The sequence below is a fragment of the Pseudomonas sp. WHRI 8519 genome, from assembly GCF_040224055.2.
Taxonomy (GTDB): domain Bacteria; phylum Pseudomonadota; class Gammaproteobacteria; order Pseudomonadales; family Pseudomonadaceae; genus Aquipseudomonas; species Aquipseudomonas putida_X.
In genome coordinates, this window is the sequence record NZ_CP167996.1 from 4,862,058 (window position 1) to 4,879,531 (window position 17,474).

The window sequence follows — 17,474 nt, forward strand, 5'->3', positions numbered from 1 at the left end:
CCCTTATGCGATACCCACTTTGTTCCGACCACTGTTCTTGGCCAGGTACAAGCCTTTGTCGGCAGCGGATATAAGCTGCCGGCAATGGCTGCCCACAGCCGGGGTCTGCGTCGCCAGGCCAATGCTCACGGTCAGGCGCGAGTCGTCCTGCGGCGCGGTATGCGGGATATCCAGGCCATATACGGTCTGACGCAGTTTCTCCGCGACCAGCCGCGCCCCGCCCGGGGAGGTGTTGGGCAATACCAGCGCGAACTCCTCGCCACCGTAGCGCGCCGGCAGGTCGGTAGGCCGTGAACACGAACCGCGAATGGCCTGTGCCACCTTGCGCAGCGCCTCATCACCGGCCAGGTGCCCGAAGCTGTCGTTGTAGACCTTGAAATAGTCGACATCGATCATCAGCAGCGACAACTGCTGTTGCTCACGCATGGCCCGCCGCCACTCCAGCTCCAGGTACTCATCGAAATGGCGGCGGTTGGACAGCCCGGTGAGGCCATCGGAGTTCATCAGCCGCTGCAGCATCAGGTTGGTATCGAGCAATTGCTGCTGGCTCACGCGCAATGCCCGGTAGGCCTCGTCACGTTGCAGCAGCGTCAGGTACGAGCGCGAGTGGTAGCGGATGCGGGCCACCAGCTCGATGGTGTCCGGCAACTTGACCAGGTAGTCGTTGGCCCCGGCAGCGAAGGCGGCACTCTTGACCAGAGGGTCTTCCTTGGTCGACAGCACGATGATCGGAATGTCCCGGGTAGCCGGATTGTTGCGGTATTCGCGCACCAGGGTCAGGCCGTCGAGGCCCGGCATGATCAGGTCCTGGAGGATCACCGTGGGCTTGATGCGCATGGCCTGGGCCACGGCCTGATGGGGGTCGGCGCAGAAATGGAAATCGATGTTTTCCTCTTGGGCCAGGCCACGCCGCACCGCTTCACCGATCATCGCCTGATCATCGACCAGCAAGACCATCGCCGAATTTTCATTGGCGGTCGCAAACCCTTCGATCGGTAGATCAATCATCCCTATTCACCTGATCACGGCCGCAGGAGCGGTGTGACTCAATACATATCGTCATTGTGCAAAGATTTCCATCAAGCGCCCGGCGATTCGCTCCAGCGGACGGATTTCCACCGCTGCATCGATTGCCGCGGCGGCTTTGGGCATACCGTAGACTGCGCTGCTTGACTGGTCCTGAGCAATGGTCAGGAAACCTTGCTGGCGCATCATTTTCAAGCCTTGGGCACCATCGCGCCCCATGCCGGTGAGCAGCACGCCCACCGCCTGCCCGCGCCAATAGCGCGCCACACTCTCGAAGAACACATCGATCGAGGGCCGGTAGATCTCGTTGACAGGTTCGGCAGTGTAGGCCAACTGGCCGTTGTGCAGCAGGCGTATATGGTGGTTGGTGCCCGCCAGCAGGACCTGCCCGGGCTGCGGCGGTTCGCCTTCACGGGCCAGGCGCACCGGCAAGCCACAGGCACTGCCAAGCCACTCGGCCATGCCGGCAGCGAACACTTGGTCAACATGCTGGACTAGCACGATGGATGCCGGAAACCCCTTGGGCAACCCCTTCAACAGTACCTCGAGGGCCGCAGGCCCCCCGGCCGAAGAGCCGATCGCCACCAGGCCGCGGCGCTGGGCGGCATCGCGTAAAGGCGCGGCGACCGGTTTGGTCGCGCTGGGCCGCTGTTGGCCGATCAACCAGCTGATGTTGAGGATCTTGCGCAGCAACGGGGCCGCTGCCTCCCGTGCATCACCCGCGCCGAGCGCCGGGGTGTCGACCACATCCAGGGCCCCGTGGCCCATGGCCTCGAACACGCGGTGCACGTTCTGCTTGCGGTCGACGGTGACGATGACGATGGCACAGGGCGTTTCGGCCATGATCTGCCGGGTCGCTTCCACTCCATCCATCACCGGCATGATGAGGTCCATGAGTATCAGGTCGGGCGTTGCCTGGGCACACTGGCGCACGGCCTCGGCGCCATTGCTGGCCACCCAGATCACCTCATGCGCAGGCTCCAGGGCCAGGGCCCGGCGCAACGCTTCTACCGCCAGGGGCATGTCGTTGACGATGGCGATCTTCATCCTTGAGCACCTCCGATCAGTTCGATCACAGCATCGATCAACGCATCGTCGTGGAAACTGGCTTTTGCCAAATAGTAGTCGGCGCCAGCGTCCAGGCCCCGCCGTCGATCTTCTTCGCGGTCCTTATACGACACCACCATCACCGGCAGCGACTGCAGCCGCTGGTCACGGCGCACCAATGTGACCAGCTCGATACCGTCCATGCGCGGCATGTCGATGTCGGTGATCAGCAGGTCGAAATCCTCGCTACGCAGCGCATTCCAACCGTCCATGCCGTCGACCGCCACAGCCACCTCGAAGCCGCGGTTGCTCAGCAGCTTGCGTTGCAGCTCGCGTACGGTGAGCGAGTCGTCGACAACCAGAATGCGCTTGCGGCTGGCACCACGGCCGGCCTGCACGCCGCGCTCGATGCGCTCCAGGCGGCCGGTGCTGAGCAGCTTCTCGACCGAGCGCAGCACGTCTTCGACATCGACGATCAACACCACCGAACCATCGTCCAGCAGCGCCCCCGCAGAAATGTCCTGGACCTTGCCCAGCCGTGCATCGAGCGGCATCACTACCAGCACCCGCTCACCGATCAGCCGCTCCACGGCCACACCGTACAGCTGTTCACGTTCGCGGATCACCACCACCGGCAAACCGCTTTCATCACCTTGCACGGCAGGCCGGTTGAGCAACTGGCTGGCCGCCACCAGGCCGATATGCCGGCCCTCATGCCAAAAATGCTGCCGCCCCTCGATTTGCACGATCTGCTCGGCCGTCACTTCCACGGTGCGCTCGATATGCGCCAGCGGGAACGCATAAGCCTCACCGCCTACCTCCACCACGAGGCTGCGTACCACCGAAAGCGTCAACGGCACTTCAAGATGGAAACGGCAGCCCTGGCCGGCCTGCTGGGTCAGCTCGATCGAGCCGCGCAGGTCCCGCACCAGATGCTGCACCGCGTCCAGGCCGACGCCACGGCCGGAGACCTCGGTCACCTTGTCGCGCATGCTGAAGCCCGGGAGGAACAGGAAGGTCAGCAGCTCCGCCTCGCTCATCTGCGCCACGGTATCGGCCGGGGACAGGCCGCGCTGAACGATACTGCGCTGTAGCTGTTGCAGGTCGATACCGGCGCCGTCATCGCTCAGTTCAAGGACCAACAGGCCGGCATGATGGGAGGCCCGCAGGCGTACTGCGCCTTCTGGCGGTTTGCCCGCCAGCAATCTTTGCTCAGGCAGTTCGATACCATGGTCGACTGCATTGCGCAGCAGATGGGTCAGCGGCGCTTCGAGCTTTTCCAGTACATCACGGTCGACCTGGGTCTTTTCACCGTCAATCTGCAGACGCACCTGTTTGCCCAGCGAGCGGCCCAGGTCCCGCACCATACGGCTCTGGCCGGTAAGCACATCGGCGAACGGGCGCATGCGGCAGGCCAAGGCGGTGTCGTACAGCAACTGGGCGCGCTGGCTGGCCTGCCAGCCGAATTCGTCGAGGTCGGCGGTCTGCTGCTGCAGGATCTGCTGGGTTTCCAGCAACAACCGTTGCGTCTGGGCCAGCGCTTCGAGCACCAGCAGGCTCTGGCCGCTGCCTTCCAATTGGGCTTTCAGGCCATCGAGGGCGCGCATGCCTTGGCCGTGCATGCGCTTGAGGCGCTGCAGCGTGGCCAGGTAGGGTTTGAGGCGCTGAGTCTCGACCAGCGACTTGCTCGACAAGTCGAGCAGGCTGTTGAGTCGATCGGCGGTTACCCGCAACACCCGCTCGCCACCTGGTGCGCTGCGTTTGCCTGTTTTGCGCGGCACAAGCGGCTCTGCTTCTGGCTCAGGCTCGGCAGTGATCGGGTCGGCCGCAGCTAATGGTTTGTGCAGCGGCTCCGTGGCAGGCGCAGGTGCACTGGAAGGGCCCAGCAGGCCAGACATCTGGGCCAGAAAGCCGGGTACCGCGCCCTCACCGGCGGGGTCACCGGGTGTGGCGACATGCAGCAGCAGGTCGGTACCGCGCAGCAAGGCGTCGATATGTTCAGCGCGCAGCAACAGCCGGCCTTCCTGGGCCGCTACCAGGCAATCTTCCATCACGTGGGCCACGCTGACGCCGTCGTCGATGCCAACGATGCGCGCAGCCCCTTTCAACGAGTGCGCAGCACGCATGCAGGCTTCCAGCTGATCGGCCTGGGTCGGGTCACGCTCCAGTGCCATCAGCCCGGTGATGAGCACCTGGGTCTGAGCTTCCGCTTCCAGGCTGAACAGCTCGAGCAACGATGCGTCGCGCATTTGCTCAGGGGTCATGACAGGCTCCGCTGCACGGCAGACAGTAGTTGTTGATCATCCAGTACACGCACGCTGCGCCCACGCCACTGCAGCACGGCGGCGGTGAAGGGTGCGCTATCTTCAGTGCCCCCCGGTAGTGTGGGCTGCAGGCGATGAATACCGTCGATCTCGTCCACCGCCAGCACCACTGGCCCGCCTGCCGCCGCCAGAATCAACATGCGCGGGATCGCCCGGCTGCTGTGTGCAGCCTCGGAGAAGTGCGCCACCCCCAGCAGTTCGCTCAGCGACAGGCACGGCACCAGTGCGCCACGCACATTGGCCACCCCTTGCAGCACTCGGGAGCGCTGATGCGGCAAGGAATGCACCGGCTGCACCGGGGCGATCTCGGCCAGGCAGGCAGTGGCCAGGGCCAGCCACTCCTCCCCCAGACGAAACAGCAGCAGCGAGCGCCCGACGCTGGCCTCGGCCTGCGCCGCCTCCTGCACCTGATCGTCCTGGACCAATGCATAGCGATCCAGCAGACGGGTAGCGGCCGCCGCATAGATTTCACAGTTGCGACAGTGGATATGCCTTTCCAGCAGCGGGCATTGCTTGTTGCCGTGCACGCCGATCCGGTTCCAGCAATCGTCGATACGCTCAACGTCCTCGGCGAGCAGTGCAATCGCGTCTTCAACGCTCATCGTTCAGCCCCCCTGCCAGCGCGTGTCGCGCGCTCCTGCAAGCGGCGGGCACCTGCTTCGTCGCCCTGGGCCGCCAGCAACATGGCCAGGTGCAGCAGCGCCTCAGGGTGCTGCGGCTCCAGGTACAGGGCTTTGCGGTAGTGAATCTGGGCTTGCCGGGCATCGCCTTCGGTATCGCTGAGCAGTCCCAGCCAGTAATACACCTGAGCCGTGGGTTCGAATTGCTGCAGGTAGCGCTGGCAGTTGGCACGCGCTTGCGCGCCCTCCCCGGCGTTGGCCTGCTTCGCGATCAGGGCCAGCAACTCACTGGCGCTCTCGCGCTGCACGGCTGTGGGCGGGGCAACCGGCACCGAGCGCAATGGCCGCAAAATGGGCGCCGGGGCCGGCACGGGGCGGGTCGGTGCGACTGGCACCGGCGGGCTGAGCCGAGGCTGGACTGGCGTCTCCAACGGCTGGCGAACGTAGGCGAACGACTGGGCAATGCCCAGTGGCCGCATCCCCAACCTTGCCAGCAAACTGCCCTCGGCCGGCCCGATGAACAGCACGCCGTGCTCGTGGGTAAGGCGCTTGAGCACCTCGAAGACTCGCTGCTGGGTCGCCACGTCGAAGTAGATCAGCAAATTGCGGCAGAACACGAAGTCGTAACAGCCATTACGGCTGCCCAGTGCCGGATCGAGCACGTTGCCTACGGCCAGGTCCACCTGCGCGCGCACCCGCTCATTCAACTCATGGCCCTCGGCAAGCGCATTGAAGTGGCGCTCGCGAAAGCCCAGTTCAGCGCCGCGGAACGAGTTGCGACCGTAGACCGCCTGCACGCCCTTGGCCACCGAGTTGGGGCTGATGTCGATACCGTCGATGCGAAACGCAGCCGGGTTCATCCCCGAATCGAGCAAGGCCATGGCCAGGGAATACGGCTCTTCGCCCGTGGAGCACGGCAGGCTCAGCAAGCGTAGCGGCCGCTCGCCGGCGAGTTCGTTCAGGCGTTTGTGGGCCAGCCCGACCAGCGCGGTAAACGACTCTGGGTAGCGGAAGAACCAGGTCTCCGGGACGATGACCGCTTCGATGAGCGCTTGCTGCTCCTCTGCGGAGCGCTGCAGGTACAGCCAATAGTCGTTCAGGTCTTGAGCATTGACCGCGACACAGCGCTGCTGCAGGGCACGCTCGACCATGGGCACGCCGACCGACTCGACATCCAGGCCGATGCGCGCTTGCAGAAAGCGGAAAAACCGTTGCTCGCTCATGCCGACACCTGCCCCGATGCTGGTGGGAACAGCAGTTCGCGCACGGGGTCCGACAGCAAGTCATCGACCTCGATACGCTGCAGCAGGCCATCGGCGTCCTGGCGAACCGGGCCCAGGTAACGCGCGTCGGGGTTGTCCAGCCCATAGGGCTGAAACTCCTCCGCGAGGCAGCGCAAGGTCTCGGTAGCCTGTTCGAGGATCAGCCCCAGTTGATGCTCGCCGCGATAGTGCACCAGCACCAGCCGTGTGCTGGTGCGCGCAGTGGCAGGCTGGCCGAAACTCAGGGCCGACAGGTCGACCACCGGCACCAGCACGCCACGATGGGCGACAATCCCAGCAACCCAGGCCGGCGCCTGGGCGATCGGCTTGAGTGGCCGGCGCGGCAGCACCTCGATCACCTCGCGCACATCCAGGGCGAAGCGTTGCTCGTTGAGACGAAACAGCAGGTACAGCTTGCCCTTGGCGCTGGCCGTTACTGCCGCATGCGAGTACAGGTCACTCATGGCGGTCAGACTTTGAAGCGCGATACACCACCGCGCAGGCCCGCGGCCACCTGGCTCAACTCGTCGATGGCGAAGCTGGCCTGGCGCAGCGATTCCACCGTCTGTGTGCTGGCATCGCTGAGCTGAGCCAGTGCCTGGTTGATCTGCTCGGCACCCGTAGCCTGGGCCTGCATGCCTTCGTTGACCATCAACACCCGTGGCGCCAGCGCCTGTACCTGATGAATGATCTGGCTCAGTTGCTCGCCCACTTGCTGCACTTCGAACATGCCTCGGCGTACTTCTTCGGAAAACTTGTCCATGCCCATCACCCCTGCCGATACCGCCGACTGGATTTCCCGCACCATCTGCTCGATGTCGTAGGTGGCGACAGCCGTCTGGTCCGCCAGGCGCCTTACTTCGGTGGCTACCACGGCAAAGCCGCGCCCATACTCGCCGGCTTTTTCCGCTTCGATGGCAGCATTGAGCGAGAGCAGGTTGGTCTGGTCGGCGACCTTGACGATGGTCACCACCATCTGCGTGATGTTGCTGGCCTTTTCGTTGAGGATCGCCAGCTTGGCATTGACCAGGTCGGCTGCACCCATGACCTGGTGCATGGTGTCTTCCATGCGCGCCAGGCCTTGCTGGCCGGAACCGGCCAGGCTCGAGGCCTGGTCGGCGGCACTGGTGACTTCGGTCATGGTGCGCACCAGATCGCGCGATGTCGCCGCAATTTCGCGCGAAGTGGCCCCAATTTCCGTGGTGGTCGCAGCGGTTTCGGTGGCGGTGGCCTGCTGTTGCTTGGACGTGGCGGCAATTTCGGTGACCGAGGTGGTCACCTGCACCGAAGAACGCTGAGCCTGGGACACCAGCTTGGCCAGGGCCTCGGCCATCACGTTGAAGCCGCTTTCGATGGCGCCGAACTCGTCCTTGCGGTCCAGGCTCAGGCGCATGCTCAAGTCGCCCGAGCGCAGCTTGTCGAGGGCGTGCACCACGCGCTGCACCGGGGCGGTGATGGCACGCATCAGAAGCAGGCCGCAGATGCCCGCCGCGATGATTGCCAACAACAGCGAAACGATCATGCTGCCTTTGGCAGTGCTCACGGCACCGACGATCTGGTGGTTAGCGGTGTCGGCGGCTTCGCGGTTGTACTCGATCATCTTGTTGAGATGATTACGGCCTTGCGACCACGCCGGTGTCAGTACGTCCTTGATCAACCGCTCTGCCTCGGCATAATCACGCCGACGGTAGGCTTCGATCACCTGACCAATGATTTGGGTGTAGTTCGCCTCCATCTGGATGAAGGCGTCGAAATGGGCCTGGTCGTCCTTTTCGTGAATGGTGCCTTGGTAGCTGGCCAGGTATTGCTTGAGGCGATCATCGAAGCTTTTGAACAGCTCCATGTCAGCAGCTGTGATCTCGCGGTGGCCGGACAACCCCACCAACTGCTGGCTGGTGACATAGCTGTCGACCCAGGCACTGCGGATCATCGAGCTGTAGTAGACCCCGGGAATGCTGTCGTCACCGACTGCCTGCTCGGCACTTTCAATCGCCACCAGCCGCGAGTAAGCAGCTACCACCATCAGCAACATGATGGCGATGATCACAGCGAAACTTGCCAGGATCCGTTGGCGCAAGGTCCAGTTCTTCACATTCAGCCCTCAGGAATTCACAACGAGCGGGAAAAATCGCCGAAGTATAGCCCAGGCTTCCTACGCTTAGGCGGCTGAATATACGGGGTAATCAGGCATCCTTGCCTTGAGATCAGATCATGTGCGTGTCATTGACCTGCGGCGGCAAGGCGGGCCTGGCTTTCCAGTTCCTGACGCAACGCTGGGTCCAGGCGAAGCTGGCGGGCCAGTTCATCCAGGTACGCACGCTCCATGAAGTTCTCCTGATCGACCATCATCAGGCTGGCCAGGTACATCTCGGCAGCCATCTCCGGCGTTTGTGCGGCGCGCGCGACTTCGGCCGGGTCCAGCGGCTTGTTCAGCTCGGCGTGCAACCAGTGCTGCAGTTCACGGTCGCTGTCCAGGCGGGTGAATTCGCCTTCGATCAACGCACGCTCACGGTCATCGATGTGACCATCGGATTTGGCCGCTGCCACCAACGCCCGCAGTACCGCCTGACTGTGCTGCTCGACCTGGGCCGGGGGCAGGCGATCGAGGGTTTGCGGTTCGGCCCCCTGCCCTGCGCCCTGACGGGCCTGCCAGTTGCCATAGGCCTTGTAGGCCAGCACACCGAGCGCGGCGAGGCCACCGTAGGTGATCACTTTGCCGCCGTACTTGCGCGCCTTCTTGTTGCCCAACAGCAAGCCCAGGGCGCCGGCACCCAGCGCCCCGCCCCCAGCGCCGGACAACAGGCTGCCCAGGCCGCCTGAGCCTGCGGCCGGCTTGCTTGCGCCGCCCTGTTTGTTCAGCAGTTCCTGGCCGGATTTGAGCAGTTGATCGAGCAGACCCCGAGTATTCATTGGCATGGCTCCACGCTGCGGAAAATGACGTTCAGAGTAAGGCCTGCAGGGCCCAGGGCCACCCATGGATTTGCTTCCGGATGTTGCATCGGTGGGCAAAAAGCCAACTAGACTCGATTTCGCCACAAGCGCTTTACACCTATGACGATCGCTCCACTGCTTTCTTGATGACTGCCCCGACCAAGCTCTACAAAAGAGGGAACACCATGTCAGCGCACAAGACCGCATTGCTCGGCGCCGTGACCGGCGCACTGCTGGCCAGTGCAGGCCTGCAGGCCGCCGAGTTGCCCAAGGCCCTCGGTGCCGGCGAAGGCCGGCTGGATATCGTCGCCTGGCCCGGTTATATCGAGCGCGGCGAGAGCGACACGGCCTATGACTGGGTCACAGGCTTCGAAAAGCAAACCGGGTGCAAGGTCAGCGTCAAGACCGCAGCCACCTCCGATGAAATGGTCAGCCTGATGAACAAGGGCGGTTACGACCTGGTCACCGCCTCCGGCGATGCCTCGCTGCGCCTGATCGCCGGCAAGAAGGTGCAGCCGATCAATACCGCGCTGATTCCCAACTGGAAAAACCTCGACCCGCGCCTGCAGGACGGTGGCTGGTACGTGGTCGACAAACAGGTCTACGGCACCCCGTACCAGTGGGGGCCGAATGTACTGCTGTACAACACCAACACCTTCAAGCAGCCCCCCACCAGTTGGAGCGTGGTGTTCGAACCGCAGGACCTGCCCGACGGCAAACCGAACAAGGGCCGCGTTCAGGCCTATGACGGGCCCATCTACATTGCCGACGCGGCGTTGTACCTGAAGTCGGCCAAGCCCGAACTGGGCATTCAGGACCCCTATGAACTGAATGAAGCACAGTACAAGGCAGTGCTCGAACTGCTGCGCCAGCAGCAACCGCTGATCCACCGCTACTGGCATGACGCCACGGTGCAGATGAGCGATGTGAAGAACGAAGGCGTGGTCGCCTCCAGTTCCTGGGGCTACATGGTCAACAGCCTCAAGGCGGACAACCAGCCGGTGGCCTCCACCCTGCCCAAGGAAGGTGCCACCGGCTGGGCCGACACCACCATGCTGCATAGCGAGGCCAAGCACCCCAACTGCGCCTATAAATGGATGGACTGGTCGCTGCAGCCAAAGGTGCAGGGTGACGTGGCGGCCTGGTTCGGCTCGTTGCCAGCAGTACCTGCGGCCTGCAACGGTAATGCGCTGCTGGGGCCCGAGGGCTGCAAGACCAATGGCTTCGACAACTTCGACAAAATCGCCTTCTGGAAAACCCCGCAGGCACAGGGCGGCAAGTTCGTGCCGTACAGCCGCTGGACCCAGGATTACATTGCGATCATGGGCGGGCGCTAGCGCCCCCGGAGCATCGTGGCATTGCCTGAAGGAACAAGGGCCGCCCGGTTTCTCCAGCAGCGGCCTTGTGTCGCCAAAGGGGCGCAAAGCGCCCCAGCTTCAACCTGGAGCCCTTTATGCCCCTAGCCGTCCAGTTCACCCAGGTGTCGCGCACCTTCGGTGAGGTCAAGGCCGTTGACCAGGTCAGCATCGACATCATCGATGGTGAGTTCTTCTCGATGCTCGGCCCCTCAGGCTCGGGCAAGACCACCTGCCTGCGCCTCATAGCCGGTTTCGAGCAGCCCGACAGCGGCTCGATCCGCATCCATGGCGTCGAAGCCGCTGGCGTGCCGCCCTACCAGCGCGACGTCAATACCGTATTCCAGGACTACGCACTGTTCCCGCACATGAACGTGCGCGACAACATCGCCTATGGCCTGAAGGTCAAAGGCATAGCCAAGGCCGAACGCCATGCCCGCGCCGAAGAGGCCCTGGCGATGGTGGCCCTGGCAGGCTACGGTGAGCGCAAACCGGCACAGCTTTCCGGCGGCCAGCGCCAGCGTGTTGCCTTGGCCCGCGCCCTGGTCAATCGGCCGCGGGTGCTGCTGCTCGACGAGCCGCTCGGCGCCCTCGACCTGAAACTGCGCGAACAGATGCAGGGCGAATTGAAAAAGCTGCAGCGCCAGCTGGGCATCACCTTCATTTTCGTCACCCATGACCAGACCGAAGCGCTGTCGATGTCGGACCGGGTAGCGGTGTTCAACCGCGGCCGTATCGAACAGGTCGATGCACCGCGCACGCTGTACATGAAACCGGCTACCACCTTCGTCGCCCAGTTCGTCGGCACCTCCAACGTGGTGCGCGGCGATCTGGCTCAGCACCTGAGCGGCAGCCGGACGCCGTTCTCCATTCGCCCCGAGCATATTCGCCTGCTCGGCCAGCCCGAGGCCGGCCGCGATGTACAGGTCAGCGGCCTGCTGCGTGATATCCAGTACCAAGGCAGTACCACCCGCTATGAAGTGCAGCTGGACAGCGGCCAATCGCTGGCGGTCAGCCAGGCCAACGACCGCTGGCAAGACCAGCCACACCCCCTGCAACCCGGCCAACGGGTACAGGCCCACTGGCCACGTGAAGCGATGACGGTGCTGCAGGAAACTGTCCTGACCGAGGGCCAGTGACATGAGCCTGGCCCTGAGCCCGTCACGCAGGTTTTCCAACCTGCTCTACCGCCGCCCCAACCTGTACCTGCTGTTACTGCTGACCCCACCGCTGACCTGGTTCGGCGCGGTCTACCTAGGGTCGCTGCTCAACCTTTTGTGGCAAGGCTTTTACACGTTCGACGACTTCACCATGGCAGTCACCCCGCAACTGACCCTGGGCAACTTCGCCGCGCTGTTCAACCCGTCGAACTTCGACATCATCCTGCGCACCTTGGCCATGGCCGTGGCAGTCTCGCTGGCCTGCGCCATGCTGGCTTTCCCCATCGCCTATTACATGGCGCGCTACACCCGCGGCAAGACCCGGGCATTCTTCTATATCGCCGTAATGCTGCCGATGTGGGCCAGCTACATCGTCAAGACCTACGCATGGACCCTGCTGCTGGCCAAGGGGGGTGTGGCTCAGTGGTTCATCCAGCAGTTGCACCTCGAAGGCCTGCTGCAGGCCCTCCTGACCTTGCCCGCGGTGGGCGGCAGCACGCTGTCGACCTCGCACCTCGGGCGCTTTATGGTGTTCGTGTACATCTGGCTGCCGTTCATGATCCTGCCCGTGCAGGCGTCGCTGGAGCGCCTGCCGCCTTCACTGCTGCAGGCATCGGCAGACCTTGGCGCACGGCCGGCGCAGACCTTCACCCAAGTGATCCTGCCATTGTCGATACCCGGCATCGCGGCCGGCTCGATCTTTACCTTCTCGCTGACCCTGGGCGACTTCATCGTGCCGCAACTGGTCGGCCCGCCCGGCTACTTCATCGGCAGCATGGTCTACGCCCAGCAAGGCGCGATCGGCAACATGCCGATGGCCGCGGCGTTCACCCTGGTGCCGATCGTGCTGATCGCGGTGTACCTGTCCATCGTCAAGCGCCTGGGGGCCTTCGATGCACTCTGAAAAAGCGTCCACAGGCCTGCGCCTGGCGGCTTGGGGCGGGTTACTGTTCCTGCACTTCCCGATCCTCATCATCTTCGTGTACGCCTTCAACACCGAAGAGGCGGCGTTCAGCTTCCCGCCCAAAGGCTTCACCCTGAAATGGATCGCCGTCGCCTTCGCCCGGCCGGACGTGCTCGAAGCCATCAAGCTGTCGCTGCAGGTGGCCAGCCTGGCCACGCTCATCGCGCTCGTGCTCGGCACCCTGGCCTCGGCGGCACTGTACCGGCGCAGTTTTTTCGGCAAGGAGAGCATCTCGCTGATGCTGATCTTGCCGATCGCCCTGCCCGGCATCATTACCGGCATCGCCCTGTTGTCGGCGTTCAAGACCCTGGGTATCGAGCCTGGCTTGTTCACCATCGTGGTCGGCCACGCCACCTTCTGCGTGGTGATCGTCTACAACAACGTGATTGCCCGCCTACGGCGCACCTCGCAAAGCCTGATCGAGGCCTCGATGGACTTGGGAGCCGATGGCTGGCAGACCTTCCGCTACATCATCCTGCCCAACCTGGGCTCGGCGCTGCTGGCCGGCGGCATGCTGGCCTTCGCCCTGTCGTTCGACGAGATCATCGTCACCACTTTCACTGCCGGTAACGAGCGCACCCTGCCAATCTGGCTGCTCAACCAACTCAGCCGCCCGCGCGACGTGCCGGTGACCAACGTGGTTGCCATGCTGGTGATGCTGGTGACCATGCTGCCGATCCTCGGCGCCTATTACCTGACCCGCGACGGTGAAAGCGTTGCGGGCAGCGGCAAATGACCCACAAGGAGCCCCCGATGCAAACCAACATGCTGATCAACGGTCGCCTGGTCGCAGGCGATGGCCCGGCCTGGACCGTGCTCAACCCCGCCGAAGGCAGTGCCTTGGCACAGATCAACGAAGCCACCGAGGCCCAGGTCGATACGGCAGTGCGCGCCGCCGACCAGGCCTTCGACAGCTGGTCGCAGACCAGCCCGAAAGAGCGCTCGCTGGCCCTGCTGGCGCTGGCCGACACGATCGAGGCGCATGCCGATGAGCTGGCCAGACTGGAGTCGCAGAATTGCGGCAAACCGTTCGCAGCGGCCCTGAACGACGAGATACCGGCCATCGCCGATGTGTTCCGCTATTTTGCCGGCGCCGCCCGCTGCCTCGGTGGCTCGGCGGCTGGTGAATACCTGCCCGGGCACACGTCGATGGTCCGCCGCGACCCGCTGGGCGTAGTGGCCTCGATCGCACCCTGGAACTACCCGCTGATGATGCTGGCGTGGAAGATCGCCCCCGCCTTGGCGGCTGGCAATACCATGGTCATCAAGCCGTCCGAACTCACCCCGCTGACCGCCCTGCGCCTCGGCGAACTGGCCAAGAACGTACTGCCGGCCGGCGTGCTCAACATCCTCTTCGGCCGCGGCCAGACGGTGGGCAGCCCACTGGTGACCCACCCCAAGGTGCGTATGGTCTCGCTGACCGGTTCGATCCCCACCGGCGCGCACATCATCGGCGCCACGGCGGGCAGCGTTAAACGCATGCACATGGAGCTGGGCGGCAAGGCGCCGGTGCTGGTGTTCGACGATGCCGACATCGATGCCGCCATCGATGGCATCCGCACCTTCGGTTTCTACAACGCAGGGCAGGACTGCACTGCGGCCTGCCGCCTGTATGTGCAGGCGGGCATCTACGAACGCTTCGTCGAACGCCTCGGCAAAGCCGTGGCCAGCCTTAAAACCGGCCTGCAGGATGCCGAGGACACCGAACTCGGCCCGCTGATCAGCGCCCAGCACCGTGACAAGGTAGCCGGCCTGGTCGGGCGCGCCATCGCCCAGCCGCACATTCGCCTGGTCACTGGAGGCAAGGCACTACCGGGGGAGGGTTTCTTCTTCGAGCCAACAGTGCTGGCGGATGCGCTGCAGGATGACGAGATCGTCCGTCAAGAGGTGTTTGGCCCAGTGGTGTCGGTAACACGCTTCACTGACGAAGCGCAGGCGCTGGAATGGGCCAACGACTCGGAGTACGGCCTGGCTTCGTCGGTGTGGACCCGCGACACCGGCCGCGCCCACCGCCTGGCGGCGCGGTTGCAGTATGGCTGCACCTGGGTCAATACCCACTTCATGCTGGTCAGCGAAATGCCCCATGGCGGGCAGAAGCATTCGGGGTATGGCAAGGACATGTCGATGTATGGGCTTGAGGACTACACCTGCGTGCGGCATGTGATGATCAAGCACTGAACGTGATGTGAAGCTACCGGCCTCTGCTGAGACAAGTCAGCAAGGAGGCCGGTACAAAGTGGCGATCGTCCTCGCATGGATACCTAGGGCCTTTCCTTCAAGCATGGTCCCTATCTCCTACAGTCCGGCTGTCGAGGAGGCCGTTGATGAAACCTCGGAACCTGTGAACGCCTTGGCCGTGAGCCGCACAAGACCTATTCGGGGAAGCTGAGTCTGCGCCTTGAGCCCATCCTTCACGCCAGCGTGGCCGCAAAGGCCGAGCTGGCGGAAAAAGCATCAATCAGTGGGTCAGCGATACGTTGCGCAAGGCCGCTTACACCTGAGGGGGTCAATCAGTCCCGCAGATCCGACTCATGTATCGGATTTGCCCGGCTGGTAGCCCGTTGATACTGCGCTGGCCATGTAGCCCTGTTACCGCCCAGGTCATCATCGGCATGCAACGGCCAGTAAGGATCGCGCAGCAGCTCGCGAGCCAGGAAGATCAGGTCGGCCTGCCCGGTGCGCAGGATGTGTTCAGCCTGGGCCGGCTCGGTGATCATGCCCACCGTGCCGGTAGCGATTTCCGATTCCTTGCGTACACGCTCGGCGAAACGGGTCTGGTAGCCGGGGCCGGTGGGGATTTCCGCATTCATCGAAGTACCGCCGGAGGACACGTCGATCAGGTCGACCCCGAGCACACGTAGCCGGCGGGCCAGTTCCACGGTTTCGTCCGGGTTCCAGCCGTCCTCTACCCAGTCGGTCGCCGACACACGCACGAACAGCGGCAGTTCCTGCGGCCAGACCTTACGCACCGCCTCGGTCACCTGCAGCGTCAGGCGGATGCGGTTTTCGAAGCAACTGCCGTATTCATCGCGGCGCTGGTTGCTCAGCGGCGAGAGGAACTGGTGCAGCAAGTAGCCATGGGCGGCGTGGATTTCGACCACTTTGAAGCCCGCTTGCAACGCGCGTTCGGTGGCTTTGACAAACTCGGCTACAACATCCTGGATCTCGTCCTTGCTCAACTCACGCGGCGCCGTGTGTTCAGGGTCGAAGGCAATTTTCGAGGGGCCCACCGGCTGCCAGCCTCCTTCCTCGATCTTGACGCTGCCATGCTTGCCCAGCCAAGGGCGATAGGTGCTGGCCTTGCGCCCGGCGTGGGCCAGCTGGATGCCCGGCACAGCGCCCTGGGCAGTGATGAACCGCGTAATGCGTTGCAATGGCGCGATCTGATCATCGGTCCACAGACCAAGGTCCTCGGCGGTGATACGGCCCTCGGCGGTCACGGCTACCGCTTCGGTGATGACCAGCCCGGCGCCACCGACGGCGCGGCTACCCAGATGAACGAGGTGCCAGTCGTTGGCCAGGCCATCGACGGCGGAATACTGGCACATCGGCGAGACGGCGATGCGGTTGGGCAACGTCAGCTGACGCAGGGTGTAAGGCTCGAGCAGCAGGCTCATGAGGGCACCTCCCAAGGACTCCAATGGTGATCCGGCCCGGGCATTCAAGTGCACATCCCTGGCCCGGTGCCGGTCATTAATCAGACTAGACCAGATTGGTGGGGGGGAAGGTTCCCTCAGATTGCTGACTGCTCCGACGCGCGCACCAGATATTTCCTACACATATGAGCTAGCGATACTTACATCAGGAAAATATCCTACGAATCTTGTCGACTCGCGGCTGATTGTCCCTGGAAACCCCACCCTTTAGGCTTCTTGCGTCGCTGATGTTTGGCGTCCGGGAGTGGAATCCTGTCAATTACTGAGTTGCTGTCGTCATGGCAGTTGTGCGCGGGAGGCGGCAAAGCCTACCGGGTTTACTCGTAGCCTGGATTCCACACCGCGTACAACTGCCACCCATCCGTGTGGAATCGGACAGGTCGGTCAATCAGTAACCTTACGAGTCGTTCACTATGAAAAAACTAGTCCCCGATCCACCGCACCATTTCGACCTTCCCTCCGACAAGACCCTGACCAACGCCGTGAACGAAGGCATCGTGCCAATCGATCACGTGTTGATGAATGTCACCCATTACCTGATGCTCGCTTACAACCATTGCCATCGAGTCCTCGATGCCGTCGAAGATGACAGCTCCCGGGAATCGCTTGTGAATGGGCTGCGTGCCCTGCAGATTGCCTGGGGCCAAGCGGATGCGCTGTCATTGGCCTTGGAGCGTACTACTACCCTGCATTGAGGTTGGATCCACTGGCCTCTTCGCGGGTAACCCCGCAGCCACCGGGGCATCCCAATCCTCAAAACTTGCAGATGACCTGTGGGAGCTTGCCCAAAAAGAGGCCAGAACAAGCAATCGAGAAACTTCAGGAGGGAATTCGATGACCACAGACGACACCCACTTTACTGTCGGGAAGACCACCTTCTTTCAAGGTGAACACCAGACTCACCCACTGTTCCGCATCGAGCCAGGGATTCCCTGCCGCGATGCCCGTGAGCAGGCCTCGGAATTGATGGGTTATGTACGAGAGCTGACCATCATCGGCCTGATGGATGAAAAACCGATGATGATCTGGGCATCCCACTACCTCAGTGCCATGGCCAAGGCACTGATGGATGATGCCGAGTTAGGCATGACAGGCTAACTTTCTTCGGATGGCTAAAGTGTCAGGGAGC

16 protein-coding genes and 1 pseudogene are annotated in these 17,474 nt (G+C 63.2%); 8 read left to right on the forward strand and 9 right to left on the reverse strand.

From position 1 onward, the window contains the following. Positions 1 to 3 precede the first annotated feature (3 nt). From wspR to ABRP30_RS22245, 8 genes are all read right to left on the reverse strand, one after another. Positions 4 to 1,008: a Wsp signal transduction system regulator diguanylate cyclase WspR gene (gene wspR, locus ABRP30_RS22210; protein ID WP_349974750.1), complete on the reverse strand. Its 1,005-nt coding sequence runs from the start codon at positions 1,006 to 1,008 to the stop codon at positions 4 to 6. Between the two features lie 51 nt (positions 1,009 to 1,059). Then, complete coding sequence (locus ABRP30_RS22215; protein WP_349974751.1) at positions 1,060 to 2,073, reverse strand: chemotaxis response regulator protein-glutamate methylesterase; 1,014 nt, start codon at positions 2,071 to 2,073, stop codon at positions 1,060 to 1,062. Continuing rightward, entirely contained in the window at positions 2,070 to 4,337 is a 2,268-nt protein-coding gene (locus ABRP30_RS22220; protein WP_267818301.1) for a hybrid sensor histidine kinase/response regulator, read from the reverse strand. The genes ABRP30_RS22215 and ABRP30_RS22220 overlap by 4 nt, the downstream gene beginning before the upstream one ends. Next, a complete protein-coding gene (locus ABRP30_RS22225) occupies positions 4,334 to 4,999 on the reverse strand; it encodes a chemotaxis protein CheW (protein WP_267818303.1) in 666 nt (221 codons plus the stop codon). Before ABRP30_RS22225 ends, ABRP30_RS22220 begins: the two co-directional genes overlap by 4 nt. Continuing rightward, positions 4,996 to 6,240, reverse strand: a complete 1,245-nt coding sequence (locus ABRP30_RS22230; RefSeq protein ID WP_267818305.1) for a protein-glutamate O-methyltransferase CheR — start codon at positions 6,238 to 6,240, stop codon at positions 4,996 to 4,998. Before ABRP30_RS22230 ends, ABRP30_RS22225 begins: the two co-directional genes overlap by 4 nt. Then, positions 6,237 to 6,743, reverse strand: a complete 507-nt coding sequence (locus ABRP30_RS22235) for a chemotaxis protein CheW (protein ID WP_267818307.1) — start codon at positions 6,741 to 6,743, stop codon at positions 6,237 to 6,239. Before ABRP30_RS22235 ends, ABRP30_RS22230 begins: the two co-directional genes overlap by 4 nt. A 5-nt stretch (positions 6,744 to 6,748) precedes the next feature. After that, positions 6,749 to 8,371: a methyl-accepting chemotaxis protein gene (locus ABRP30_RS22240; protein ID WP_349974752.1), complete on the reverse strand. Its 1,623-nt coding sequence runs from the start codon at positions 8,369 to 8,371 to the stop codon at positions 6,749 to 6,751. Positions 8,372 to 8,499: 128 nt separating this feature from the next. Further along, entirely contained in the window at positions 8,500 to 9,189 is a 690-nt protein-coding gene (locus ABRP30_RS22245; RefSeq protein ID WP_241804355.1) for a tellurite resistance TerB family protein, read from the reverse strand. 206 nt (positions 9,190 to 9,395) lie between these two features. Between ABRP30_RS22245 and ydcS the strand changes: the two genes are divergently transcribed. From ydcS to ABRP30_RS22275, 6 genes and pseudogenes are all read left to right on the forward strand, one after another. After that, on the forward strand, positions 9,396 to 10,547 hold the full coding sequence (gene ydcS / locus ABRP30_RS22250; protein WP_267818313.1) for a putative ABC transporter substrate-binding protein YdcS: 1,152 nt from the start codon (positions 9,396 to 9,398) through the stop codon (positions 10,545 to 10,547). Between the two features lie 116 nt (positions 10,548 to 10,663). Next, positions 10,664 to 11,704 (forward strand): ABC transporter ATP-binding protein, encoded by a 1,041-nt coding sequence (locus tag ABRP30_RS22255; RefSeq protein WP_349974753.1) that lies wholly within the window; start codon positions 10,664 to 10,666, stop codon positions 11,702 to 11,704. Between the two features lies 1 nt (position 11,705). Continuing rightward, entirely contained in the window at positions 11,706 to 12,629 is a 924-nt protein-coding gene (locus ABRP30_RS22260) for an ABC transporter permease (protein WP_349974754.1), read from the forward strand. Further along, complete coding sequence (locus tag ABRP30_RS22265; protein ID WP_267818319.1) at positions 12,619 to 13,425, forward strand: ABC transporter permease; 807 nt, start codon at positions 12,619 to 12,621, stop codon at positions 13,423 to 13,425. The genes ABRP30_RS22260 and ABRP30_RS22265 overlap by 11 nt, the downstream gene beginning before the upstream one ends. A 17-nt stretch (positions 13,426 to 13,442) precedes the next feature. Then, the gene (locus tag ABRP30_RS22270) at positions 13,443 to 14,867 is read left to right on the forward strand and encodes a gamma-aminobutyraldehyde dehydrogenase (protein WP_349974755.1); all 1,425 of its coding nucleotides are present in this window, start codon (positions 13,443 to 13,445) and stop codon (positions 14,865 to 14,867) included. A 127-nt stretch (positions 14,868 to 14,994) separates the two neighbouring features. Continuing rightward, a pseudogene (locus ABRP30_RS22275) lies at positions 14,995 to 15,190 on the forward strand (toxin-antitoxin system HicB family antitoxin); the annotation flags it as partial. A gap of 9 nt (positions 15,191 to 15,199) precedes the next feature. On the opposite strand, the gene ABRP30_RS22280 reads toward ABRP30_RS22275, so the two are convergent. Further along, positions 15,200 to 16,306 (reverse strand): NADH:flavin oxidoreductase/NADH oxidase, encoded by a 1,107-nt coding sequence (locus ABRP30_RS22280; protein ID WP_241804349.1) that lies wholly within the window; start codon positions 16,304 to 16,306, stop codon positions 15,200 to 15,202. Between the two features lie 452 nt (positions 16,307 to 16,758). On the opposite strand from ABRP30_RS22280, the gene ABRP30_RS22285 reads away from it, so the two are divergent. Together ABRP30_RS22285 and ABRP30_RS22290 are read left to right on the forward strand one after the other, a co-directional pair. Beyond that, entirely contained in the window at positions 16,759 to 17,040 is a 282-nt protein-coding gene (locus ABRP30_RS22285) for a hypothetical protein (protein WP_241804348.1), read from the forward strand. Between the two features lie 139 nt (positions 17,041 to 17,179). After that, positions 17,180 to 17,443 carry a DUF3077 domain-containing protein gene (locus tag ABRP30_RS22290; protein WP_115274004.1) on the forward strand — a complete coding sequence of 88 codons (264 nt, stop codon included), beginning with the start codon at positions 17,180 to 17,182 and terminating at the stop codon, positions 17,441 to 17,443. The last annotated feature ends 31 nt before the right edge of the window (positions 17,444 to 17,474 follow it).